Raw genomic sequence first — 24,032 nt, forward strand, 5'->3', positions numbered from 1 at the left:
GCCCGTCACGATGGACGCATGACAGATCACCAGCACGCCTCGACGGGAGCGCAGGCCGGGCAGCCGCAGGACGCGGTGCCCGGGCGCGGCTCCGGCGGTGCGTCCGCGCCGCCCGCACCGGGACAGGAGCCCGGCGTCCCCGCGCCGCCGAGCAAGTTCCGGCGCGACCGGCGGCACGGGACGCTGGGCGGAGTGTGCGCGGGACTCGGCCGGCACTGCGACATGGATCCGGTGATCTTCCGGATCGGCCTCGCCGTGCTCGCCGCGACGGGCGGGCTCGGCCTGATCTTCTACGGTTTCGCCTGGCTCTTCGTCCCGTACGACGACGAGGAGGAGAACGAGGCGCGCAAGCTCCTCTCCGGCCGCGTGGACGGCCCGGCGCTGACGGCCGTGCTCTTCGCGCTCGTCGGCTGCGGGCTCTTCCTCTCCATGCTGAACAACGGCGGAGTGCTCACATTCGCCGCCGTCCTCGCCCTGCTCCTCGCGGGCGCGGGGTACTGGTCCCAGCAGCGCCGAGCGGCCGACCCCGACCCTCTGGCCGCGCAGACCGTGGCCGACGCGCCGCCCGAGGCGCAGGCGCCGCCCGTCACCGGGGCGCCGTCCTGGTGGCGGGACCCGATAGTGAAGGACGGCACGCACGTCGGAGGGACCGGGTACTTCTGGGGGCCCGACAGCGGCGTCGACATCCGGTACGAGCCCACGGCGCACGGACACCGGACGGCGTGGGGCCCCGACGTCTCCTCCCGCGGCCCGGAAGGCGGGGCACCCAAGCAGCGCGGGCCGCGCTGGATCGGCGGCTGGACGTTCCTGCTCGCGCTGGCCGCGGGCTGCGCGGGCACGGCGGCGACCTGGGACGGCCACCCGCTCGGCACGGCCCTCCAGGCCGGTCTCGCGAGCGCGCTCGTCGTCTTCGGTCTGGGCATCGCGCTCAGCGCCTTCGTCGGACGGACCGGCGCCGGCTCGATCGTCCTCGCGGTCATCACGGCGGGCCTCCTCGCCGCGTCGGCCGCGCTCCCCTCCAACATCACCACCCACTGGATGCGCACCAACTGGACCCCAGCCTCGGTCGCCCAGGTGGAGCCGGTATACGAGCTGGGAACGGGCGTCGGCACGCTCGATCTGAGCGGGATCGATCTCGGCAAGGGCAAGACGCTGACGACGAGAGCGGAGGTCGGGGCGGGGCAGCTCAAGGTCATCGTGCCGAAGGACGCGACGGTCGTGCTGCGGGCCGAGGTGGGCGTCGGTGACGTCCGGCTGCCGGACGAAAAGACACAGGACGTCGACATCCGTCCGAGACAGGAGCAAAGGGTGACCCTCACACCGCCGGTGGGCAGCAAGGACGGCGGCACGGTCGAGCTGCGACTCGAAGTCGGTGTCGGACAGGCGGAGGTGGCCCGTGCCACGTCATGACTTCCAGCCGGGAAAGCTGATCGCGGGCCTGTTTCTGACCGCGGCCGGAGTCCTCTACCTGGGCGCCGCGCTGGGCGGCTGGGAGGTGGAGTGGTTCGCGGTGATCCCCCTGGTCACCGTCGGCCTGGTCCTGGCCGGAGCAGCGGGCACAGCAACCTACGCGATCCGTCGCCGCCAAAGACCCCACCCGACGGACTCCAGCTCCCCGTAAGACCGGAAACGGCGCGCGGGCGCCCGTCAAGGGGCGCAGGGAACCGCGCGCCCAGCCACAACCGGCCAGCAGCCAAAGGACGCGACACGGGCCCCCGAAGCCCCCGCCGCACAAAGAAACACGTCAGCCGAGCCCACCCCGGGCCCGGCGTCGAGCCGCAAGCATCGCATCCACCGAAAACACCGAAGCCCCCGCAAGCACCAGCGGCAGCCAAGCCATCAGATAGGCAAGATCATTGCCGAGGTAGTACGGCTCGGTGGCCCAGCTCACCGTCAGCCACAGGCTGAGCGAGATCAGCATGCCGCCCACGGCGGCGAGCCGGGCGAGCAGACCGATCAACGTGCCGATGCCGACGGCCAGTTCGCCGAAGGCGATCGCGTAACCGAAGCCGGTCGGGCTCTTGAGCGCCAGGTCGACCATGGCGGGGATGGCGGAGATGTCCCGCACTCCGCGCATCTGCTCGCCGATCGACCCCGATCCGGTGGCGTGGAAGAACGCGCTGTCGGTCAGCTTGTCGAGCCCCGCGTAGATGAAGGTGACGCCGAGGAAGATCCGCAAGGGAAGGAGTGCAAATCGTTGGGCGTTGTCCCGCCAGCTGCCCCTGCCGTTGAGGTAATTGGTATGGATGTCCGTCCGCATGCCATGAGTCATCGCCCGTCCGCCGCCCTCTCCCACCCGCATCAGTGCCCGCAAAATTGCCCGTCACCAGACCCTACGTACGAGCGGGCGCGACTGTTCAGTAACGTTCAGCTATTGCCGCAGGCCGGACACGGGCACTCAGTCCGAAACGTCGATCGCGCACCGGTTCGTCTCCACGCCCGCCGCGGTGACGACCTGGACGTCGACCCGCCCCGGCTCGACGTCCACGGGGACCGGGACCGTCAGGGTCGAGTCGGTGGGGTTGGTGAAACCGCCCTGAACCGGGACGAGAGGCACATGGACGTGCACGGGACCGATGCGGACGATCATCCGGGAGAGCCGGTCCGCGGTGGCCGCGCCCGGCGGCACGAAGCCGGCCCCGCGGATCTCGATGTCGTCGCCGGTGCGGATCGGCGCGTCCAGGTCCCCGGCCTCACGGGACCGCACGACCGAAAGGATCACGGGCCGGCCGCCCTCCGCGTACTTGGCGGCGAGGTAGGTGGCCGCCGAGACCAGGACCAGCAGGGCGAGGCCCCACGGCAGATCGGGCAGCTGTCCGGGGCGGCGGGCGAGGCGCGCCGCTACGAAGACGAGCGCGACGGCCGAGATCAGCACGTACTGGATGTCGGCGAAGGTGCCGCGTCCGGAGTCGTCCGTGAGCAGGTCGGCGGCGCGCGGCCGGTCCGCGCGCACCTTCTGCAGGCGCTGGCCCAGCACGCGCATCCACACGACCCGCCGCACCAGGACGGCGACCCCGCAGACGACGGCGAGGACGGTCACGACCCCGGCGCCCCGGGCGAGTTCAAGGCCGGAGATCAGCGCGTCCCGTTCGCGGTGGCCGGAGGCGCCGGCCAGCTCGCCCGCCAGGACGAGCACCGCGTAGACCACGACGAGGACCCAGCAGGCGGCGACGGCTCGGGAGGTGGACAGGCGGTTGTCCTCGCCGACGACCGGGGCGAGCACCCCGCCGGCCGCCCGGTGGACGTAGGCCGCGCCGGTCAGGAGGCCGCTCACGACGACCGCCGCGAGCAGTCCCGCCGTGCGCGCCGGCGTCCAGCCCGCGCCGATCGCCGTGAGCGCCTGCACGATCAGGAGCAGCGCGCACCCGCCCCACACCACGCCGACCGTGCGCGGCCACAACCCGGCGAGCCACGCGTCGCCCTCGGCGCGCCCGCGATCGGCCATGCCCCGCGCGGACTGGGTCAGCTCGTCCGAGACCCACTGGCGGGACGCGCCCGCCGAGTGCGCGACGGCAGCGGGCAGCCCCTGCCCGGCCGCCAGTTCGTCCCGTTTCGCAAGGAACGCGGCCACGGCCCTGCGGTGCCCTTCGCGCGCCCCGTGCGGGCAGTCGCCGCAGGTGCAGCCCCCGCTGTGCGTTCCCTCTCGCGCCTCCTGGACCGCCACCCGGTACGCCCGCCTTCCCATCCGGAGCCCGCCCGACCCGAACGGCCTCGCGTCAACTTCCGTGTAATGACTGGGAATTGTGCCGTACGCCAGGCCGTCCAGGGCCGCCAGGTCCGGTCAGAGCGGGTGAACAGTGAACGCCGGTGTTGACCCCCGAGGCCACAGCCACGGCTCAAGGACGACGGCCCCGGCTCAAGACACCGCTGCCCCGACTCGAGACGACACCGGCCATCCGCTCAGGACAGCAGATCCGGCTCCGCGCTGCTGATCTCCTGCCACAGGGGCTGATGATTGATCCACGCCACCAGGTCGCCGCCCAGCTGATCCCGTGACGCCACGGCCTGGCGGTGGTCGATCAGAATCGGGCGGCCCGCGGCCCGCGCCGCGAGCTGCACCTGGCAGGAGCGCTCCATCGACACGAACCACCACGCGGCCGAGTCGACGGACTCGCCCACGGTGAGCAGCCCGTGGTTGCGCAGGATGAGCGCCTTGTACGAGCCGAGCGCGGCCGCGATCCGCCGCCCCTCGTCCGGGTCCACGGCCACGCCGGTGTACTCGTCGAGCAGCGCGTGGTCCTCGTAGAAGGCGCACGCCTCCTGGGTGATCGGGTCGAGCAGATCGCCGAGCGTGGACAGCGCCCGCCCGTACAGCGAGTGGCAGTGCGCGACGGCGACCACGTCGGGCCGCGCCCGGTGGACCTGGGCATGGACGGTGAACGCGGCCTGGTTCACATGGCGGCGGCCCTCGACGACCTGCCCGTCCCCGTTGGCGAGGACCAGGTCGGACACGGTGACGTGCTTGAACGGCATCCCGAAGGGATTCACCCAGTAGCAGTCGTCGTACTCCGGGTCCCGCACCGTGATGTGCCCCGACACCCCGTCCTCGTAGCCGAGACGCCCGAAGATGCGCAGCGCGCCCGCGAGCCGCTCCATGCGATGCCGACGCTCGTCGGCCGGGGAGCCATGGATGGGGGGCATCGCGAACTGGAGGTGTTCGGTGGGGACCGGCGGCGGCGTCTGCGTGGACATGGAGCGGAAGTTACCTCCGAGGAGCGCAGGAGGACAGAGGCGGGCGGTGAAGAGAGTGCGCCGAACTCGTCGTGGGCGGCGCCACGCATACCGGACAGCAGGTGTCGGGTATCCGCGCCAGACTCGGCGTATGACGTCGAACTGGGCCACTTTCACCACGGCCGAACCGGACCTCGCCAAGACGGTCGAGGAACGCTTCGGTCGGTTCCAGCACCACATCCTGGCGACCCTCCGCAAGGACGGTTCGCCGCGCACGAGCGGACTGGAGGTGCGGTTCCTGCACGGGGAGTTCTGGCTCGGCATGATGCCGGGCTCGCTCAAGGCGCGCGATCTGCTCCGGGACCCGCGCTTCGCCGTCCAGGCCAACCCGGGCGACGGCACCGGCATGGGCGGCGGGGACGTACGGATCTCAGGACGGGCGCTGCTGGTCGAGGACCCCGAGGTCATCGCCTCGTACACGGACTCGGTCCAGGTCCCCGACCCGGACGACTTCCACCTCTTCCGCACTGAGCTGACCGAGGTCACCCGCACCTTCATCGAGGACGCGAAATACCTGGTCGTACAGGTGTGGAAGCCGGGCGGCGAGCCAGTGCGCACCCTGAAGCGCACCTGAGCCGCCCCCCAGACATGAAGGCGCCGCCCACTCCATGCGGCAGTGGGCGGCGCCTTCACACACGGTGTCGGGGAGCGACTACTCCCACTCGATGGTGCCCGGCGGCTTGCTCGTGACGTCGAGCACGACGCGGTTGACGTCCGCGACCTCGTTCGTGATGCGGGTCGAGATCTTCGCCAGGACGTCGTACGGCATGCGCGTCCAGTCCGCCGTCATGGCGTCCTCGGAGGAGACGGGGCGCAGGACGATCGGGTGGCCGTAGGTGCGGCCGTCGCCCTGGACGCCGACGCTGCGGACGTCCGCGAGCAGGACGACCGGGCACTGCCAGATGTCACGGTCGAGACCGGCCGCCGTCAGCTCCTCACGGGCGATGGCGTCGGCCTCGCGCAGCAGGTCGAGCCGGTCCTTGGTGACCTCGCCGACGATGCGGATACCGAGGCCGGGGCCCGGGAACGGCTGGCGCTGGACGATCTCGTCCGGCAGGCCGAGCTCGGCGCCGACCATGCGCACCTCGTCCTTGAAGAGCTGGCGCAGCGGCTCGACGAGCGCGAACTCCAGGTCCTCGGGGAGGCCGCCCACGTTGTGGTGGGACTTGATGTTCGCCGTGCCGGTGCCGCCGCCGGACTCGACGACGTCCGGGTAGAGCGTGCCCTGGACCAGGAACGCGACGTCCTCGCCGTCGGCCGCGCCCTCGGCGACGATCTCCGCCTGCGCCTGCTCGAAGACGCGGATGAACTCGCGGCCGATGATCTTCCGCTTGGTCTCGGGGTCGGAGACCCCGGCGAGTGCGTCCAGGAAGCGCTGGCTCGCGTCGACGACCTTCAGGTTCGCGCCGGTCGCGGCCACGAAGTCCTTCTCGACCTGCTCGGTCTCGCCCTTGCGCATCAGGCCGTGGTCGACGTACACACAGGTCAGCTGGGATCCGATGGCCTTCTGCACGAGGGCCGCGGCCACCGCGGAGTCGACGCCGCCGGACAGGCCGCAGATCGCGCGCTTGGTGCCGACCTGCTCGCGGATCGCGGCGACCTGCTCCTCGATCACGTTGCCCGTGGTCCAGGTCGGCTCGATGCCGGCGCCCCGGTAGAGGAAGTGCTCGAGGACCTGCTGGCCGTACGTGGAGTGCATGACCTCGGGGTGGTACTGCACGCCGTACAGCTTCTTGGCGTCGTTCTCGAAGGCCGCGACCGGCACGACGTCCGTGGACGCGGTGACGGTGAAGCCCTCGGGCGCGGCCGAGCAGGCGTCGCCGTGCGACATCCACACGGACTGCTCGGCCGGGGTGCCCTCGAAGAGGGTGGAGCCGGGGCGGGAGACGGTCAGCGGCGTGCGGCCGTACTCACGGGCGCCGTTGTCGTCGACGGTGCCGCCGAGGGTCGTGGCCATCAGCTGGAAGCCGTAGCACATGCCGAAGACGGGGACGCCGGCCTCGAAGATGGCGCGGTCCAGGCGCGGGGCGCCCTCCGCGTACACGGACGAGGGGCCGCCGGAGAGGATGATCGCCTTCGGGTTCTTGGCGAGCATCTCCTCGACCGGCATGGTGCTCGGCACGATCTCGCTGTAGACGCGGGCCTCGCGGACGCGGCGGGCGATGAGCTGGGCATACTGCGCACCAAAGTCGACGACCAGAACGGTGTCAGGGGCGGCAGCGGGGGACGCTGATGGCACGGCGGCGGCCTTCCGGCGGTGGAACACGAGCAGGGGTCTGTTTTGTCGATTCTAACGGGCCCGGACGGACACTCTTCGTCTCATCCCACGGACGCGGTGGCCGGGGCCATCGCGCCGGGGCATACTGGTCTTGTGACCAAGCACCGCATCGACTTCCTCTTTACCTATGGCAACCGGCCCGCCGGCTGCCGAGGTCGAGCTGCTTGATCACCTGACAAGCGACTTACCGGGCGCCCCGGGCCGACAAGGCCCGGGGCGCTCTGTCATCTCCGGTCCTTGCCACTCCAGGACACCCGTCCCCATACGACGAGGAGCCCCAAGATGACCACCACCGCGACCCCCAGCGAAAAGACCGGCGCCCACACCTCCGAGGCCGCCGACGTGATCACCGGCGCCCGCGAGCGCATCGACTCGCTCGACGACCGGATCATCGGCCTGATCCAGGAACGGATGGCCGTCTCGGCCGTCATCCAGGAGGCGCGCATCACCTCCGGCGGGCGCCGCGTGAACCTGGCGCGCGAGCTGGAGGTTCTCGGCCACTACAGGGACGCACTCGGCAAGCCCGGCACCGGCCTCGCGATGACGCTCCTGGAGCTGTGCCGGGGCCGGGTCTGAGGCCTACTCGACGCACCCACGTTCGGATCCGCTCTCACCCGTACGGCGCGTGACCGGTGCGCGGCACCCTTCGTTGGTCCCGATGTCCGTGCCAGCCAGGGGCGGGCCCGCTCAATCCACGCGTGGCTCCGCTGGAGCGATGAGACGTAGGGATCCATGCCGTACGTCGTGGGACCTCGCTCCAGCGTTTGTGACCGGACGGCAGGGGACAGCAGCCCGGTCACCCAAGAGAACGACCGGTCCCGGGGACGCCCGGGGCCGGTCGGCCTCCCAGCAGAACCCCTTCGCCCCTGTGGTCGAAACGGTCGGTCGAAACGGTTGCGCGCACGACAGACCCGCGAGCACGATGCGGAGCCCCCCACACCCCACAGAGCCCCAAGTCCCGGGCTTCACAAGTGAATTGCCGCAGGCCCGCCCCATCCGTGCGCCACCGCGCGCCGGCGTGGCGACCCCTGGCAGACCCGCACCAGCGGCGCAACCCCCCGGCGCCGCTCCCCGGCACCGACGCCGCCCTGACGTCGGTGCCGAAGGCCAAGGGCCCCGCGGACGCGTCCGCGGGGCCCTTCGCTGTGCTCACCGAGCCAAGCCGAACTTGCCCGGTCCGGACAGCCGAGGTCAGACGGCCTTCTCCAGCTTCGCGAGCTGCGCGTCGACGATCACCTGCGGCACGTCGGTCTTGCTCGAGTCCAGCATGTTCATGGTGTAGAAGGCCACGACCGTCGAGCCGCTGCGCACCACGGTGAAGGTCATCGGGACCTTGTCGCCGTCGATGACACCCTTCACGTCGTACGAGACCGCCTCGTCACCCGCGTCGGGCGCGGGCCGCGCCTTGACGCCGCTGTACTTGTAGTCGACGTGCTCGTACGCGGTGCAGCTCTTCGAGGCCGTGCGCAGGTCCTTCATGACCTTGGCGGCGTCGGCACCGTCGTACGCGAGCAGCGCCAGCGAGGTCACCTTGGGGTCGAGCTCGTCCGTCGCCATGAGCGTGCGCACGACCCGGTCCTTCGCCGTCGGCTGCGTCGAGAACATGAACATGTCGGCGAGCGGCTGGCACGAGGCCGGCTTCGCGGCGACGCTCTCGGTCGGCGGCAGGTCGTCCTTGCCCACCTTCTCGACCTTGTAGCCCTTGACGTCGCCCGTACCGACGACGGCCTTCTCCAGCTCGGCCGCCGTGAGCGCCTTCGCGCCCTCCTCGGCGGGCTTCGCGGGTGCCGTGGTCTTCTCCGAAGCGGCCGGCTTCTTGGCGTCGTCGGTGGTCTCGGAGGACCCCCCGCACGCAGTCGTCACACCCAGGGCCGCGACCACGGCAGCGGCCGCCACGGCACGTCTCACACCTGACTTCACATTCCCACCTTCGCCCTCTGCGGCACGGGGCCACCCGTCGGCCCGTACCGAGGCGCCATCCAAGCCCGCCACCAGCCCCCTTTGCCAGCGCTTTGCGTAACGATCGGAGATCGCCGTAAAGGTTGTACGGGGCACTGAGTGACCCAGCTCACATAAGAATCGTGTGAGGTCGAGGGCAACCATTTCCCGGGGTTGCCGGTCACTTGTGCGGAACCAACGGCCACACCCGCGACCCCACAACGCGGAGGCCTCCCAGCTCGTACTGCGCCGCAGCAGTACGCCGGACTTTCCGAGGTCTTCATGAAGCTTCGCCGTGCCCTGGCCGCCGCGGCCGCGACGGCTGCGATAGCCCCGATCGCGCTCCTTTCGGCGCCGGCCGCGTTCGCGGACGAAACTCCCGACACGACGACCGTCACGACCGAGACGCCGTCGACGCCGGCCGAAACGCCTCCGTCGACCCCGGCCACGCCGTCGTCGCCCGAAACCACTCCGTCCACCCCCGAGTCGCCGTCGACGCCGGCCTCCACGCCCGCGACGACCCCCGCCTCCACCCCGTCGGGTACGCCGTCCGACTCCACGTCGCCGTCGCCGTCCGCGACGCCGTCCGACGAGCCGACCGATCCGACCGGCATCTGCGAGGAGGACAACGAGGGCTACCAGTCCAAGCTGTCCGTCTCCATCAGCGGCCTGCCCGGCAAGATCGCGGCCGGCAGCGGCTGGCACGGCTTCACCCTCAACGTGAAGAACCCGACGAAGACCGACCTCGACCAGGCCATCTTCTACGCGGGCGTCGGCCCGAACGACGAGAACGCCGAGAACCCGTACAAGGCGAGCGAGGTCCGCCTCCAGGCGAAGGTCGACGGCACCTGGGTCGACATCGACGACGGCGACGGCTACTCGTTCGGCTTCCTCGACCTGTCGGGCATCAAGGCCGGCAAGTCCGTCAACTATCAGCTCCGCCTGAACGTGAAGGCCGGCGCCCCCATCGGTGAGGGCCTGACCATCGGCGGCGGCTTCTACAACGACGACGAGCTGAACTGCGAAGGCGAAGCCTCCGCCAGCTACCTCATCCAGATCGTGAAGCCGGGCACGGACACCGACGGGACCAAGCCGCAGGAAGGCGGCAAGGTTCCGATGCCGACCGAGAAGCCGAACGACAACAACACCCAGGAGGTGACCGGCAGCCTCGCTGAGACCGGTTCGTCCTCCATGGTCCCGACCATCGGCCTGATCGGCGGCGTCGCCGTCGTCGCCGGTGCCGGTGCCGTGTTCACCGTGCGCCGCCGCAAGGCCGGCGCCACCGCGTAACACCCCGTAGGGGCTGCGCACACGGCAAGGACCTGCGCTCGGAGGGGGGCGCAGGTCCTTTCGTGTGTCCGGGACTGTTCGTGTACCCGGGGCTGCCGGGCCGCGTGGTTACTTCTTCTTGGGCGGGACCGCCGGCATCCCCAGGAACGGCAGCTTCAGCGCGCCGAACGCGTCCTGTGGGACCGCCGGGTTCTTCGGCGCCACGGCCGACAGCCGCGCGTACGCCACGCCCTGCGCCGGACGCGGATCCTCCTCGCCCTTGTTGGGCCAGTACGACATCGCGCGCTCGGCCTGGGCCGTGATGGTCAGTGACGGGTTCACGCCCAGGTTCGCCGTGACCGCGGCGCCGTCGACGACCGAGATGCCCGGGTGCCCGTAGACGCGGTGGTACGGGTCGATGACACCCGTCTCCGGGGAGTCACCTATCGGGCAGCCGCCCAGGAAGTGCGCGGTCAGCGGGGTGCCCATCAGCTCGCCGATGTTCGAGCCGGCGAAGCCGTTGATCTCGGCGGCGATCGTCGACGCGGCGTCCACGGCGGCCTTGATCTGCTTGGGGTTGGGCGCGCCATGGCCCTGCTCGGCCGTGAGCAGGCCCTTGCCGACGCCGTCCGGCTTCAGATAGGTCGTCAGCGAGTTGTCGAGTGACTGCATGACCAGGCCGATGATGGTCCGCTCCGACCAGCGGTGGTTGGAGAGCGAACGTGCCATCAGGGTCGGGTGCTTGGCCACGTTGGCGAGCCACCCGGCCACGCGGGACGAACCCTGCGCGTACGGGACCTGGAGGATCGTCATGCCGCCCATCGCGTTCGAGCCCTTGCCGTAGCGGACCGGCTCGATGTGCGTGTTCTCGTCCGGGTGGATCGAGGACGTGATCGCGACGCCCTGCGTGAAGTCGACCTTGGGCTTGCCGTGACGCTTCTTGTAGCGGCGGTTGTTGGTCTGGGCGCCGACGAGCGCCTCGGAGTTCGTCCGCGTCAGCTCGCCCAACCTGGCGGAAAGGTACGGCAGTTGGCCGCCCGCCTTCATGCGGTGCAGCAGGGTCTGGGTGCCGTACGTGCCGGCCGCGACGATCACGCGCCGGGCCTTGAACGTACGGCCCGCGCCCTTCTTCTTGTCGTCCGTCGGGAGCGTCTGGACCGCGTAGCCACCCTGCGAGTCGTCGGTGACGGAGACGGCCGTCGTCATCGGGTGCACGACCGCGCCCGCCTTCTCGGCGAGGTACAGGTAGTTCTCGTTGAGGGTGTTCTTCGCGCCGTGGCGGCAGCCCGTCATGCACTCGCCGCACTCGGTGCACGCCTTGCGGGCCGGGCCCGCGCCCCCGAAGTACGGGTCGTCGACCTGCGTGCCGGGCGCGGCCTTCACCGAACCGGCCCCGTCCTCGCCGCAGGCGTCCTTGCCGTCACCGAAGAAAACACCCACCGGCGCCATGTGGAACGTGTCGCCGATGCCCATGTCCTCGGCCGCCGCCTTGAGGTGGACGTCGGCCGGGGTCATGGTCGGGTTGAGCCGCACGCCCAGCATGCGCTGCGCCTGGTCGTAGTAGGGCTTCAGCTCCGCCTGCCAGTCGGTGATGTCCTTCCACTGCGGGTCCTCGAAGAACGGCTTCGGCGGCACGTAGAGCGTGTTGGCGTAGTTCAGCGAGCCGCCGCCGACGCCCGCCCCGGCGAGGACCATCACATTGCCGAGGAGGTGGATGCGCTGGATGCCGTACATGCCGAACTTGGGCGCCCACAGGTAGTTCTTGAGGTCCCAGGAGTTCTTGGGCAGCGTGCCGGGCTCGAAGCGGCGGCCCGCTTCGAGCACGCCGACGCGATAGCCCTTCTCGGTCAGGCGCAGGGCGGACACGGAGCCGCCGAAGCCGGAGCCCACGACGAGGACGTCGTAGTCGTACGCGGCGTCGTCGTCGCTCCCGGCTTCACTCCGGACAGAGTTCTCCTGTGACACTGGCTCTCCTCGTTGAGAACGGGTGGTGCTCTAACGAAGACGGAAGGTCTTCATCGCCTTCAGGCTGCGGCTCATGAACGCCGCGTACTTCTCGTCGGTCATCCCGAACGACGGCGCCATCGGCATGATCCGCTGGTGCGCGACGGTCTGCGCCTCGGTGTACTTGAGGATGCCCTCGGAGCCGTGGCGGCGGCCGAGGCCCGAGTCCTTCATGCCGCCCATCGGCGACTGGACACTGCCGTACGCGGGCGCGTAGCCCTCGTTGATGTTGACGGTGCCGGTGCGCAGCCGGGAGGCGACGTCGTGACCGCGCCTGGCGTCCTTCGTCCAGACCGAGGAATTCAGGCCGTACGGCGTCCCGTTGGCCAGCGCGATGGCCTCGTCCTCGTCCGTGAAGCGGTAGATGGAGACGACCGGGCCGAAGGTCTCCTCGTTGCACACGGCCATCGGGGCCTCGACGGCGTCGAGGATGGTCGGCTCGAAGAAGTAGGGGCCGATGTCGGGGCGCGCGACGCCACCGGCCACGAGCTTCGCCCCCTTGGCCACGGCCTCGTCGACGTGCCGCGTCACCGTCTCCAACTGCCGCTCGCCGACCAGGGATCCCATGTCCGCGCCGTACGCGAGGGACTTGCCCAGGCGCATCGCCTTGGTGCGCGTGGCGAACCGCTCGACGAACGCGTCGGCGATCGACTCGTGGACGTAGAGCCGCTCGATGGAGATGCAGAGCTGGCCCGCGGAGGAGAAGCAGGCGCGGACCGCGCCGGCCGCCGCCTTGTCGATGTCGGCGTCCGCCAGGACCAGCATCGCGTTCTTGCCCCCGAGTTCGAGCGAGACGCCGACGAGGCGCGCGGCGGCACCCTGGGCGACCTCGCGGCCCGTGCGCGTGGAGCCGGTGAACGAGACGTAGTCGGCGTGCTTGACCAACTCGGGCCCCACGACCGGGCCTTCGCCGAGGACGACCTGGAAGACCTCGGCGGGCAGCCCCGCCTCGATGAGCAGGTCACGCGCCCACAGCGCTGTCAGGCAGGTCTCCGTGTCGGGCTTCATGACGACCGCGTTGCCGGACACGAACGCCGGGAGCGCGTCACCGACGGACAGCTCGAGAGGGTAGTTCCAGGGGGCGATCTGGCCCACGACGCCGCGCGGCTGGCGCAACTCGGTGACCTTGGTGAGGGTCGGGACGGCGCCCGTGTGCCGCTTCGGCTTCAGGTAGGCGGGGGCCTTGCGGCCGTAGTGGCGGGCCGCGACGGCCACGGCCTGGACCTCTTCGTGCGCGTGCAGGCGCGCCTTGCCGGTCTCCAGCTGGATCAGGTCGAGGACCTCAGCCTGGCGGGCGAGCACCAGGTCGTGGAAGCGCAGCAGCACGGCGGCGCGCTGCCGCGCGGGCACCTTCGCCCAGACGGCCTGCGCGGCGCGGGCGCGCTCGAAGGCCTCCGTGACGTCCTCGGGCGTGGACTCGGGCAGGTCCGCCAGCTTCTCGCCGGTGAACGGCGTGTGGTTGGCGGTGCGGCCCGAGCCGGCCACACCCTTGGTGAGCTGGGCGACCAGCTCGGGCGTCACCACGTCGGCCGCGGTGCGCGCGCCCTGCGGGGCGGGGGCGACCGGGTTCGTGCCGGTCTTGTCCGTACGGTCCTTGGAGATGGCCTGCGAGTCCGTCATGGCGCGAGCGTAAGGGCCCGTCAACGTTTTGGGTACCCACGGGTAACGAGGTTTCACCAAGCACTCACACGCCGCCAGCGATCGCTGGCAACAAAGGCGCTGATCAGGGCGTTGTCAGGGCCTTCGCCGGGAGTTCGTCGATGTTCGCCGATGTCCGCCGATACTCGCCGATCAGACTTTGTCGATGTCGAGATTGGCGATCGCCGCCTTCGCCACCTCACGCCCGCGCTCGGTGAAGTCGCCCTTGCCCGGGTAGTCGATCCAGAGCTGGTACATGTCGCCCGACTTGGTCTTGTAGTAGAAGACCTTCGCCTCGCGCGGCTTGAGCTCGTCGGAATCGCTGTCATCCGTGTAGGTGATGGTGTTCTCGGCGGACTCTCGGTCGTTGTACGTGGTCTTGGCGGTCCGACTGCGCGGAGCGGGCTTGTCCGCCATCTTCGAGTTGTCACCCTTGTTGATCTCGTCGGAGTCCTTGTAGGCCTGCGCGGACGCGGAGCTCGCGATCCCGTTCACGCTGTCCTCGGACTTCTTCTTGAGCGAGAGGGTGATGGAGACCGCGTAGCTCGGATCCCGGTAGGAGACCCAGTGATCGGTCTTGATGATGCTGTTGTCCGCCTCGAATCTGACGTACTCCGGCGGCGCCGCGAACGTCGCCGCGACCGTCTTCTCCCGATGGTCCTGCCACCCGTCCGGCAGCGGGCCCGCGAACGGGTTCGCGATCACCAGGTACGCCACCACCGCCGCCGCGACGACCGCGGCGCCGACGCCGAGCAACGCCTTGCGGCTGAGGCTGACGCCCTTGCCGCCGGGGCCCGCGAGCTGGACGACCTGGGTGGGCGGCTGCACCGGCGGGTTGGCCGCGCGCTCCAGGAGGTCGCGCACGCGCGCCGCGTTCGGGCGCCGGGCCGGGTCCTTGGCGAGCAGGCCGTTGATGGCCTCGGCGAGCGGGCCCTGGGCCGCGGCGGGCGCCGCCGGGGTCGCGTTGATCACGGACTGGAGCGTCGCCGGCGTGTTGTTGCGGCGGAACGGCGAGACGCCCTCCGTCGCCGCGTACAGGACGACGCCGAGGGACCACAGGTCGGACGCGGGGCCCGGGCGCTGGCCGAGGACCCGCTCCGGGGCGATGAACTCGGGCGAGCCGACGAAGCCGCCGGTGTCCGTCAGATTGGTCTCGCCCTCGATCTGGGCGATGCCGAAGTCGGTGAGGACCACGCGGTCGTGGCGGCCGAGCATCACGTTGTCGGGCTTCACGTCGCGGTGCAGGACACCCGCGGCGTGCGCGGCCTCAAGGGCGCCCAGCACTTCGAGGCCGATCCGCGCCGCCTCGCGGGCGCTGAGCGTGCCCTCCTGGAGCACGTCACCGAGCGTGCGCCCCTGCACGAACTCCATGACGATCCAGGGTTGTCCGTCCTCGACGGCGACATCGTGGACGTTGACCACGGCCGGGTGGTCGAGCCGGGCCGCCGCGCGCGCCTCGCGCCGCATCCGCTCGAAGACGGTGGTCCGCTCGCGCTCCGGCAGATGGTCGGGGACGCGCGGCTCCTTGACCGCCACCTCGCGGTCCACCGTCTCGTCCTTGGCCCGCCACACGGTGCCCATGCCGCCGTGCCCGAGCTTGCTCAGGAGCCGGTAGCGCCCGCCGATGAGACGCCCCGCGCCCGGCTCGGCCTCCGCGCTCTGCCGCGGCGGGACGACCTGGGTGGGCGACGGCTGGTGCGGGGGCTGCGGCTGCGGCTGCGGCTGCGGCTGCGGCTGCGGATACGCGGTGGGAGGCTGGGCGTACGGGTTCCCCTGCTGGGGCGTGTGCGGCGGCTGCGGCGGCTGGAGTCCGAAGCTCGTCGGATCGTTCGGGCCGTAGGCGGGTCCCCCGTTGTTACTCATGCCTCCATGCCTACCGTGCGGGACGCCTCCGGATCCACTCGGGTCACTCACTTGTGACCGCCCCGATGCCTCAGCCGCCCCCGGAGGGCACGAATGTGGCGACCGCCGTGTCGAAGTACCGCTTGGCCTCCGCTACCCGGCCGACCGGCGCCGACACCCACACGTCGTACATCCGGCCGCCCTGCTCCCAGCACAGGTCGTACGTGTGCCTCGCGCCCTCCGCCGTGCTGAAGCCGTTCCACGTGAACCGCCAGAGCGCGGCGGGCCGGCCGCCGTGAGTCGTGTCGGTGACCGAACCGTCGCGGTAGCCCGGGTTGTTGGCGGGCCCCTTCGCGTCGGAGCGGCGCTGCACGGCGCCGGGCCCGCCCGGGTCGGGGGCCGCCTCCTTGATGCCGATCCTGAACGTGTCGCCCGGCGACATGTAGAAGATCCGGGATCCGTCGGGCTTCCTGCTGAAGTCGTCCGGCACGGCCAGGGAGAACCCCTCCGGGTCGACGGCCGTGCGGTAACCGGCGGGGGACGCGGGCCGCGTGCCGGTCTGCTGCTCCGTGACGGTGACCGTCGGACGGGGCTCCGACGCCGAGTCCGAGGGGGACGCCGTGTCGCCCGTGGGGCCCGGCGCGGACGCCGTGGGGCGGTGGGTGCCGCCGCCATCGCCCCCGTTCACGAGCAGCGCGGCCGCGGAGACGCCTGCCCCGGCCATCGCGGCGACGAGCGCGGCGGCCGCGAGGACCACGCGAGCGGAACGCTTCTGCGGGGGCGCGGGAGCGGGCGCCGTGAGGCTGTTCCTGGCGGTGGGCGTGTAGCCGCCCATGGACCGCGGCGTCGTACCCGTGGCGACGTACGCGCGAAGGAGCCGGTCGGCCTCGTCCAGGCCGAGCCTGCGCTCCGGATCGCGCTCGAGGAGGCCCCGTACGACGGGCAGCAGCGGCTCGGCCTCGGCGGGCGGGCGGATCTCGCCGACGACCACGGCGTGCATGATCCCGCCCAGCGAGTCGCGCCGGAACGGCGACTCGCCCGTCAAGGCCGCGCACAGCATCGCGCCCAGCGACCACAGGTCCGACTCGGGGCCGGTCCGCTCCCCCGACATGCGCTCGGGCGCCGTGTACTCGGGCGAGCCGACGAAGGAACCCGTCTCGGTGAGCGTCGTCGCGCCGCTGACCTGCGCGATCCCGAAGTCCGTGAGCACAACGCGCTCGCTGCCCGCCTCGACGAGCACGTTCGCCGGCTTCAGATCGCGGTGCAGCACCCCCGCCGCGTGGGCGACCCGCAGCGCGCCGAGGAGCGCGATCCCGATCCGGGCCGCCTCCCGCGCGTCGACGGGCCCGGTCCGCGAGAGCCGGTCGGCGAGCGAGCCGCCCTCGATCAACTCCATGACGATGTACGGGCGTTCGCCGTGCTCCACGACATCGTGGACGACGATGACGTTCGGGTGGCTCAGCTGGGCGACCGCGCGGGCCTCGCGCAGGGTGCGGTCCTTCTGGCGGCGGGCCTCGTCGGCGGAGAGCGTCTCGTCGAGTACGAGTTCCTTGACTGCGACGCGCCGCCCGAGCAGCTGGTCGGAGGCGCGCCACACGACGCCCATTCCGCCCCGGCCGATGCGCGCCTCCAGCCGGTAACGCCCGGCGATCACACGGACGTTGTCCTCCCCCTCGGTCCCCATGCGTTCCATCATGCCGCACGGAACGGGCGCCGGAGGGGCGTGCTCCGGGCCGTCAAGGGATCAACGAAACCGCAGGGCCGGCGCCCGCGGGCCACGGGCGGCTACGGCTCCCAGCCCCGCAGGATCGCGTCGAACTGCTGCCGCCCCTCGTCCCAGTCGGCCTCCGGCACGGACAGATAGATGGCGTACTCGGTGCCGTCGTTCTCGACGTACGTCTGCTCGATCGCGTGCCGCGGGCCCGACGTCGTGTCCTTGTTGCCCGCGGTCCAGGTGAACTCCCACAGGGATCCCGGCCGGTCGCGGTAGGTGTTGGGCTGCAGATTGACCTGCTGGTAGTCGGGTAGCCCGGGCGGCTTCGTTACCTGCCGCTCCAGGTCCAGCTGGTGGTGGTACGAGTCGGGCCAGTCGGGGGACTTGTCGACCGCTATTCGCACGAAGTGCGCGCCGCCGTCCGGCGTGTAGTCGACCTGGGTGCCGTCCGCCTGCCGCTTCCAGTCCTTCGGCAGCATGAGGCTGTAGCCCTCGACGTCGTCGACGCGGACCCAGTCGTCCGGAATGCTCCCGGACTTGTGCTTGCCGTTGCCCGAACCCGCCGATGTGCTCGGGGCCCCGTCCTTGCCGGAGTTCGAGTTCGACGAGGTCCGGTCGTTCAGATAGTGGTTCGCGGCGAACACGCCACCGCCGCCGACGAGAGCCGCCGCCAGGGCCACGGCGACGACACGCGGCCACTTGCGGCTACCGGAGGCGCGGGCCGCGGGCGTCACCGGCTGTCGCACGCCTATCGCAGTCGACTGCTCCGTGGGCGTCGGCTGTGCCGGGACATGCACCTGTGTGGGTACGTACGCCTGCGCCGCGTCGGAACGGCGCCCCTCGGCGGCCTCGGCGAGCATCGTCTCGGCCTCGTCGGCGGACGGGCGCGCGGCCGGATCCTTGCGCAACAGCGCCTGGATGACGGGCGCGAGGGCGTCCGCGTACGTGAGTTCGCCCGGCTCCTCCTCGACGACGGCCTGCATCGTGCTGATCGGCGACGTGCGCCGGAACGGGGACTTGCCCTCCACGGCCGTGAACAGCGTGGCGCCGAGCGCCCAGAGGTCGGACGCGGGTCCGGGCGCGGCGCCGCTGACCCGCTCGGGCGCCAGATAGTCGACCGAGCCGACGATCTCGCCGGTCCGCGTGATCGTCGAGTCGCCCTCGACCTGCGCGATCCCGAAGTCGGTGAGCAGCACCCGTCCGTCGCGGGCGAGCAGGACGTTGCCCGGCTTGACGTCGCGGTGCAGCACCCCGGCCGCGTGCGCGGCGCGCAGCGCCCGCAGTGTCCACAGGCCGATGCGGGCGGCCTCGCGCGGCTGGATCCGGCCATGTTCCTTGACGGCGTCCGCGAGCGAGGGGCCCTCGACGAGCTCCATCACGATCCACGGCCGGTCGTCGTGCTCCAGCACGTCGTGGACGGTGACGACCGCCGGGTGGTTGATGCGCGCGGCGGCCCGCGCCTCCGTCTGCGTCCGCGCGAGCAGCACGGCGCGGTCGGCCTCCTGCACGTACTGGGCCGCCGTCAGTTCCTTGACAGCCACGGCCCGGTGCAGCACTTCGTCGTGTGCCCGCCACACCCGGCCCATGCCGCCTCGCCCGATCGAGTCACCGAGTCGATAGCGGCCCGCGAGGAGCAGGCCCTGCATCTGATTCACGTTCCCCCGCAGGCGCATTGGTCGTGCCAGGGCCGCTCATGGCCTTGACAGAGCCACATTAGGGAGCGGCCCAGGCCCAGGGAACCGCCGGGGGTGCACGGAGACCGCACTGTGACGCTTGTCGCCTGCCGGGACGGGGCCGACAGGTCATCAACTGGGTGTATTCCGTGCGCCCGTACGTCACCGGGCGTTGTCTCAGCCCGTGCACCGGGCAGGGTTCTCAACCAGTGCTCTGATACGTCGCCGACGCCTGCTCGTACAGGCGCGTCACCTCGTCGCGTTCGGCTTCGGGGCCCCGCAGTTGCACCACGTGGTAGCGGCCGCCCACGATCATCGCGAGGTTGCGTACGTACGTCTCTCGACCCGCCGAGTTCTGCCACGTGAACTGGCCCTCGGCCATGGCCCGACCGCCCACGTCGATCCGGCGCATCCCGGAGGACGTCGCCCACGTCGAGTCGCGGAACGGCTGCAACTCGCGCTCCTTCTCCCGCTGGTACGTCATCGGGTCGCTGCCGTACGCGGAGGTGCTGTCGCGGCCCGGGACGACGACGAGCTCGAAGTCGCCGTGCGTGTACAGGACCTGACCCTGTCCGTTCCTGCCCTGCCGGTTCCAGCCCTTGGCGACGGCGACGCGGAACCCTTCGGGGTCCTTGCGCAGCGTGAAGCCCTGCGCGACCTCGGGCTCGGACGAGTCGGTCTGCGGATCGGTGGCGGAGGGGGTCGACGAGCTGTTGCCGCCGTTCTTGCCCGCGGATTCGCCCGCCGACGGCGTCGGCGTGGACCTGCCGCCCTCGGGCGCGGGCCGGCCCCCGCCGGTGGCGCCCGCGTGATCCTTGCCGCCATCGCCGGGCGTGCCGCCGCTCGGCTCGGCCTTCGGCATGAAGAGCACGGCATACGCGACCGCGGCGGCCAGGCCGAGCAGTACGAGAACGAGCAGGGTGCGGCCGAGCGAACGGGGCTTGCTGGGACCGCGCTCCGACTGGGGGCGACGCTCTCGCTCCGACTGGGGGCGAAGCTCCGGCCTCGTGTGCCGCTCAGCCTGCTGCGGCTGCGCCTTGGCCCGCTTGTGCCGCGCATGCCCGGGCCCAGCTCCGGCCTGGGCGGAGGAGCGCCAGCGGCGCCTGCGCACGAGCTCGCCCCGGCGCCGTACGACCGGCAGCCGCGTGGCGTCGAACGGGGGTGCGACCACGACGTTCGCGCCCGCCTCAGGCTCCGGCGCGGACCGCACCAGCGACCTGAGCCACCCCCGCAGCTCCTCGAAGTCGAGCCGCTCCGTGGGGTCCTGACGCAGCAGCGACTCGACGACGGGCCGCAGCGGCCCGCACTCCTCGGCGAACGCGGGCGGCTCGGCGCACACCATCTGCACCAGCTCACCGGTGTTCTCCTCCGGGTACGGGGCATGCCCCTGGACCGCCCGGAAGAGGAGGGCGCCGAGGGCCCACAGGTCGGTGGCCGGGCCGATCGGGGCGGCCAGCTGCCAGTTCTCGTGGACGGGCCCCGCCTGCTCGGGCGCCCAGCGCTCCGTGACGGGCCCGACGACGGTCATCCGCGCCTGCCGCGCACGGTCGGCGGCGAGGGCGGTGGCCGGCCCGCGACCGGCCGTCGACGCCGTCTGCTGCGCGGGGATGAGCTGGTCCCAACGCGTGCTCTCCGGGGCGGAGTCGGGCCCCTCAAGAGCGGTGGGCTCGGCCTGCTCCATGCCGGGCCGCGGGATCGCCCCGTGCCAGGGGCGCTCGGCGGAACCGCGTACGCCGTAGGGGTCGTCGATCCGGCCGGACTGCGCGTCGCCACAGTGTGTCCCGGCGCCGGACTCGCCCCCGGACTCCCCGCCCGGCCCGCGCTGCGGCGGCCCCGGCGTCCCGTCCGTGTCCACACCCCCGCGCGCGGCGGCCCGCGCACCGGCCCGGTACGCGGCTATCGCCCCCGCGCGCGCGGCCCGCGGGTCACTCCCGGACTCAAGGGCGGCGGGCCGGGACGGCGCGGGGGCAAAGGGAGCGGGAGGCGTGTAGGGGGACGCGGGAGCCGAAGACTGCGGGTCCTGCGGCTCCGAAGGTGCCGCGGGCGGCGCCGGCGTCGGGTCATAGCCGCACAACGCCTCCTCCGCCGCGCCGGCCGCGAGTCCGGTGAGCACGATCCGGCCGTCGTCGCACACGAGAACCGTGCGGGCGGTGATGTTCCGGTGGACCCAGCCGTGGGCGTGCAGCGCGCGCAGGGCGGTGAGGACGTCGGACGCGACCTCGGCCGCCCGGTACGGGGACAGCGGCTCCTCGGCGAGCAGCGCGGCGAGCGGCCGCGCGGAGACGACCTCACTGACGATCCACAGCGAGCCGCCCTCGGCGAACACGTCGAAGACCTGGTCGAGCCGCGGATGGTCGGGGATCTGGGCGGCGGCCTGCGCGGCCTCGATGGCACGGCGCACCGCGGGATCCGTCGGCCTGCGCGTGGTCCGCGCCGCGTCCCCCCGCTCGCGCCGGCCACGCGACTCACGCGGCACGAAGCCGTCCGGGAGCCCCTCGGCGTCGAGCACCTCGGCCTCGACGACCTCGGGTAACGGCACCTGTCTGACCAGGACCTCCTGGCCGCTGTAGGTGTCGAACGCCCGCGTCGATGCGAACTCGTACGCGTCGGCGGGCGACAGCGGCAGGCGGTAGCGGTCGGCGAGCACTCGCCCCGCGTAGTCCTCCACGACGCGTCCCCCTGTCCGCCCGGTGGTCAATTCCGTTCGCTTTGCGCCCTGTTGTGCGCAGTGATGCGTACCGATGCGACTGCGCACGGTCCGCAAGCACTCACGATACGTGCCGGACCGCTGTCAGGCTCAGGACTTCGGCTCGAACGTCTTGGTGAACGTCTCCCAGGCGGCCTTGCGCTGCGCACCGTCCCAGTCAGCGGCCTTGGCCGTGTACATCAGGCCGTAGCCGAGACCGCTGTTGACCACGAAACCGCGGTCTACGGAGCGGTACTTGGTGCCCCCGTCGACGTAAGTGAACTCCCAGTCCGCCGTGTTCCAGTCGCGGAAGTCGACGGCCGCGATGCGTATCCGGTCGTACTGGGCGCGGCGCATGTACTGCTCCTGGTTGCGCCAGTCCTGGACCGGGTTCGACTTGGGCGTCGTCGTCCAGCCGACGAGCAGCTTCTGCCCGTCGGGACCCGTGAAGCGGGCCCCCGCCGCGCTCGTCGAGGTGTACTTCCAGCCCTTCGGGAGCCCGATGGAGAAGCCCTGGTCGTGCTTGTACGTCGAGGCGGCGCCGCCGGCGCCGGGGACCCCGCCGCCGCCGCTGGTGCTCTCGGGCGACGCCCCCTGGCCGGCGTCGCCGTCCTTGCCGGTGTCCGAGCCGGAGCCCTTGCCCTTGTCGGAGCCCTTGCCGCCGTCCTGCGCCGCGCCGCTGCCGGAGCCGCTGCCCTTGTCCTTGCTACCGCTACCGCTACCGCTACCGCCGCTGCCTCCGGTCGCTCCCGCGGACGCGGCCTTGTCGCCGCCCTTGGCGGCACTGCCGTCGTCGCCACCGCTGAACGCGATGCCGATGACGGTGCCGATCACGGCGAGCGCGACGAGCACCGCCACGATCACGAGGGTGCGCCGCGGAACCACGTCCGTGAGCGAGGCCCTGGTCGCGGGCGTACGCGGCGGCCCGGCGGGCTGCGCCGGGATACCCGAACCGCCCTGCCCGACCGCGGGATGCGCGGAGGCCTCCGCCGTAGCGCCGGACGCTTCTCCGCCACCCTTGCCTGCCGCTGCGGCCGCCGTCGCGGCGGTGGCCGCAGCAGCGGCCTTCCGCACCGTCCGCAGCGCACCGCGCAGCTTCTCGGCGGCCTCTTCGCCCCTCTTGCCCGCGCCATCGCCCACGGCGACACCGGAAGCGGATCCGGATCCGGCCTCCGCGGAACCAGAAGTGGCGGCAGCACTGGCGCCCGCAGCAGCCCCTGCCCCCGAACTCCCCTTACCGAAGCGCACCTTGGGCGTCTTCGACGCCTTCGGCGCCCTGGACGTCTGCTCGGGAATGGGCGGCAGCGGCACGACCTTGGTCGCGTCGACCGGCTCGGGCTCCTCGTCCTTGGGCTCGGGGGCGTGCAGGACGTCGTTGAGGAGCGCCCGCGCCCCGGCGTCGTCGAGCCGCTGCTCCGGGTCCTTGGCGAGCAGCCCGTAGATGACCTTCTCCAGTGGCCCGGCGTTCTTGGGCGGGTCGACCGGCTCGGTCATGACGGCAGTCAGGGTCGCGATGGCAGACCCCTTGTCGTACGGAGGAACGCCCTCCACCGACGCGTACAGCAGTCCGCCGAGCGACCAAAGGTCGGCTGCGGGACCGGGCTTGTGCCCGCGTGCCCGCTCCGGCGAGATGTACGAGGGCGCGCCGACGAGCATGCCGGTGGACGTGATCGAGGGGTCGCCCTCGACCTGGGCGATGCCGAAGTCCGTGAGGACGACGCGCCCGTCCTCGGCGATCAGCACGTTCGACGGCTTCACGTCGCGGTGCAGGATGCCCTCGCGGTGCGCGGCGCGCAGCACGTCGAGGATCGCGAGACCGACCTCGGCGGCGCGCCGCGGCTCCAGCAGACCGTCCTCGCGGATCTGCTCCGCGAGGGACTTGCCCTCGACGAGTTCCATCACGATCCACGGCCGGTCGTCCTCGTCGACCACGTCGTAGACCGTCACCGCGCTGTTGTTCCGGATCCGCGCGATCGCCTTCGCCTCACGCAACGTACGCGTGATCAGGCGACGCTTCTCCTCGTCGTCGATGCTCGACGGGAACCGCAGCTCCTTGACGGCGACCGTCCGGCCGAGCGTCTCGTCCTTCGCCCGCCACACGGTGCCCATGCCGCCGCGGCCGAGGACTTCTCCCAGCCGGTAGCGCCCGGCGAGGAGACGTGCACTCTTGTCCTGACGAGCTGTGCCCGCCTGCTCCGCCTCCGACATGCGTCCCCTCTGCAACCCGCCCTGACAGAGCCTTCATTGTCCCTTACCCGG

Annotated in this window: 17 protein-coding genes; 5 read left to right on the plus strand and 12 right to left on the minus strand. The window is 71.6% G+C overall.

Annotation, left to right across the window (positions count from 1 at the left end):
• Positions 1 to 18: 18 nt before the first annotated feature.
• Positions 19 to 1,410, plus strand: coding sequence for a PspC domain-containing protein (locus tag OG574_RS20865; protein ID WP_326774475.1), 1,392 nt, complete (start codon positions 19 to 21; stop codon positions 1,408 to 1,410).
• Entirely contained in the window at positions 1,397 to 1,621 is a 225-nt protein-coding gene (locus OG574_RS20870; RefSeq protein ID WP_326774476.1) for a hypothetical protein, read from the plus strand. Before OG574_RS20865 ends, OG574_RS20870 begins: the two co-directional genes overlap by 14 nt.
• A gap of 123 nt (positions 1,622 to 1,744) precedes the next feature.
• Here the strand turns inward: OG574_RS20870 and OG574_RS20875 are convergent, their stop codons facing one another.
• From OG574_RS20875 to OG574_RS20885, 3 genes are all read right to left on the minus strand, one after another.
• Positions 1,745 to 2,272, minus strand: a complete 528-nt coding sequence (locus OG574_RS20875; protein WP_326778564.1) for a DoxX family protein — start codon at positions 2,270 to 2,272, stop codon at positions 1,745 to 1,747.
• Between the two features lie 126 nt (positions 2,273 to 2,398).
• On the minus strand, positions 2,399 to 3,664 hold the full coding sequence (locus tag OG574_RS20880; protein ID WP_398375416.1) for a hypothetical protein: 1,266 nt from the start codon (positions 3,662 to 3,664) through the stop codon (positions 2,399 to 2,401).
• Positions 3,665 to 3,900: 236 nt separating this feature from the next.
• A complete protein-coding gene (locus OG574_RS20885) occupies positions 3,901 to 4,692 on the minus strand; it encodes a class II aldolase/adducin family protein (protein ID WP_326774478.1) in 792 nt (263 codons plus the stop codon).
• 130 nt (positions 4,693 to 4,822) lie between these two features.
• Here OG574_RS20885 and OG574_RS20890 point away from each other — a divergent pair, with 130 nt between their 5' ends.
• Positions 4,823 to 5,305 (plus strand): pyridoxamine 5'-phosphate oxidase family protein, encoded by a 483-nt coding sequence (locus OG574_RS20890; protein WP_326774479.1) that lies wholly within the window; start codon positions 4,823 to 4,825, stop codon positions 5,303 to 5,305.
• Positions 5,306 to 5,383: 78 nt separating this feature from the next.
• On the opposite strand, the gene guaA is transcribed toward OG574_RS20890, so the two are convergent.
• A complete protein-coding gene (gene guaA, locus OG574_RS20895; protein WP_100594962.1) occupies positions 5,384 to 6,970 on the minus strand; it encodes a glutamine-hydrolyzing GMP synthase in 1,587 nt (528 codons plus the stop codon).
• Between the two features lie 321 nt (positions 6,971 to 7,291).
• Here guaA and OG574_RS20900 point away from each other — a divergent pair, with 321 nt between their 5' ends.
• Positions 7,292 to 7,585 carry a chorismate mutase gene (locus OG574_RS20900; RefSeq protein ID WP_100594826.1) on the plus strand — a complete coding sequence of 98 codons (294 nt, stop codon included), beginning with the start codon at positions 7,292 to 7,294 and terminating at the stop codon, positions 7,583 to 7,585.
• Positions 7,586 to 8,200: 615 nt separating this feature from the next.
• Here OG574_RS20900 and OG574_RS20905 read toward each other — a convergent pair.
• Positions 8,201 to 8,917: a hypothetical protein gene (locus tag OG574_RS20905; RefSeq protein WP_326774481.1), complete on the minus strand. Its 717-nt coding sequence runs from the start codon at positions 8,915 to 8,917 to the stop codon at positions 8,201 to 8,203.
• A 312-nt stretch (positions 8,918 to 9,229) separates the two neighbouring features.
• Between OG574_RS20905 and OG574_RS20910 the strand changes: the two genes are divergently transcribed.
• Entirely contained in the window at positions 9,230 to 10,237 is a 1,008-nt protein-coding gene (locus tag OG574_RS20910) for an LAETG motif-containing sortase-dependent surface protein (protein ID WP_326774482.1), read from the plus strand.
• 108 nt (positions 10,238 to 10,345) lie between these two features.
• Here the strand turns inward: OG574_RS20910 and OG574_RS20915 are convergent, their stop codons facing one another.
• The 7 genes from OG574_RS20915 to OG574_RS20945 form a co-directional block, all read right to left on the minus strand.
• Entirely contained in the window at positions 10,346 to 12,181 is a 1,836-nt protein-coding gene (locus tag OG574_RS20915; protein WP_326774483.1) for a GMC family oxidoreductase, read from the minus strand.
• A 30-nt stretch (positions 12,182 to 12,211) separates the two neighbouring features.
• Complete coding sequence (locus tag OG574_RS20920) at positions 12,212 to 13,840, minus strand: succinic semialdehyde dehydrogenase (protein WP_326774484.1); 1,629 nt, start codon at positions 13,838 to 13,840, stop codon at positions 12,212 to 12,214.
• A gap of 171 nt (positions 13,841 to 14,011) precedes the next feature.
• Positions 14,012 to 15,721, minus strand: a complete 1,710-nt coding sequence (locus OG574_RS20925; protein WP_326774485.1) for a serine/threonine-protein kinase — start codon at positions 15,719 to 15,721, stop codon at positions 14,012 to 14,014.
• Between the two features lie 70 nt (positions 15,722 to 15,791).
• Complete coding sequence (locus OG574_RS20930) at positions 15,792 to 17,384, minus strand: serine/threonine-protein kinase (protein ID WP_326774486.1); 1,593 nt, start codon at positions 17,382 to 17,384, stop codon at positions 15,792 to 15,794.
• 101 nt (positions 17,385 to 17,485) lie between these two features.
• Positions 17,486 to 19,060 carry a serine/threonine-protein kinase gene (locus OG574_RS20935; RefSeq protein ID WP_326778565.1) on the minus strand — a complete coding sequence of 525 codons (1,575 nt, stop codon included), beginning with the start codon at positions 19,058 to 19,060 and terminating at the stop codon, positions 17,486 to 17,488.
• A gap of 229 nt (positions 19,061 to 19,289) precedes the next feature.
• A complete protein-coding gene (locus OG574_RS20940; protein ID WP_326774487.1) occupies positions 19,290 to 21,755 on the minus strand; it encodes a protein kinase in 2,466 nt (821 codons plus the stop codon).
• A 129-nt stretch (positions 21,756 to 21,884) separates the two neighbouring features.
• A complete protein-coding gene (locus OG574_RS20945; RefSeq protein WP_326774488.1) occupies positions 21,885 to 23,981 on the minus strand; it encodes a serine/threonine-protein kinase in 2,097 nt (698 codons plus the stop codon).
• Positions 23,982 to 24,032: the final 51 nt, after the last annotated feature.

This window comes from Streptomyces sp. NBC_01445 (assembly GCF_035918235.1).
GTDB lineage: Bacteria > Actinomycetota > Actinomycetes > Streptomycetales > Streptomycetaceae > Streptomyces.

Coding starts and splice junctions, on each gene's coding strand:
- OG574_RS20865 (WP_326774475.1), top strand. CDS start 19: ATGACAGATCACCAGCACGCCTCGACGGGAGCGCAGGCCGGGCAGCCG.
- OG574_RS20875 (WP_326778564.1), bottom strand. CDS start 2,272: ATGACTCATGGCATGCGGACGGACATCCATACCAATTACCTCAACGGC.
- OG574_RS20885 (WP_326774478.1), bottom strand. CDS start 4,692: ATGTCCACGCAGACGCCGCCGCCGGTCCCCACCGAACACCTCCAGTTC.
- OG574_RS20890 (WP_326774479.1), top strand. CDS start 4,823: ATGACGTCGAACTGGGCCACTTTCACCACGGCCGAACCGGACCTCGCC.
- OG574_RS20900 (WP_100594826.1), top strand. CDS start 7,292: ATGACCACCACCGCGACCCCCAGCGAAAAGACCGGCGCCCACACCTCC.
- OG574_RS20910 (WP_326774482.1), top strand. CDS start 9,230: ATGAAGCTTCGCCGTGCCCTGGCCGCCGCGGCCGCGACGGCTGCGATA.
- OG574_RS20920 (WP_326774484.1), bottom strand. CDS start 13,840: ATGACGGACTCGCAGGCCATCTCCAAGGACCGTACGGACAAGACCGGC.
- OG574_RS20925 (WP_326774485.1), bottom strand. CDS start 15,721: ATGAGTAACAACGGGGGACCCGCCTACGGCCCGAACGATCCGACGAGC.
- OG574_RS20930 (WP_326774486.1), bottom strand. CDS start 17,384: ATGGGGACCGAGGGGGAGGACAACGTCCGTGTGATCGCCGGGCGTTAC.
- OG574_RS20935 (WP_326778565.1), bottom strand. CDS start 19,060: ATGCAGGGCCTGCTCCTCGCGGGCCGCTATCGACTCGGTGACTCGATC.
- OG574_RS20945 (WP_326774488.1), bottom strand. CDS start 23,981: ATGTCGGAGGCGGAGCAGGCGGGCACAGCTCGTCAGGACAAGAGTGCA.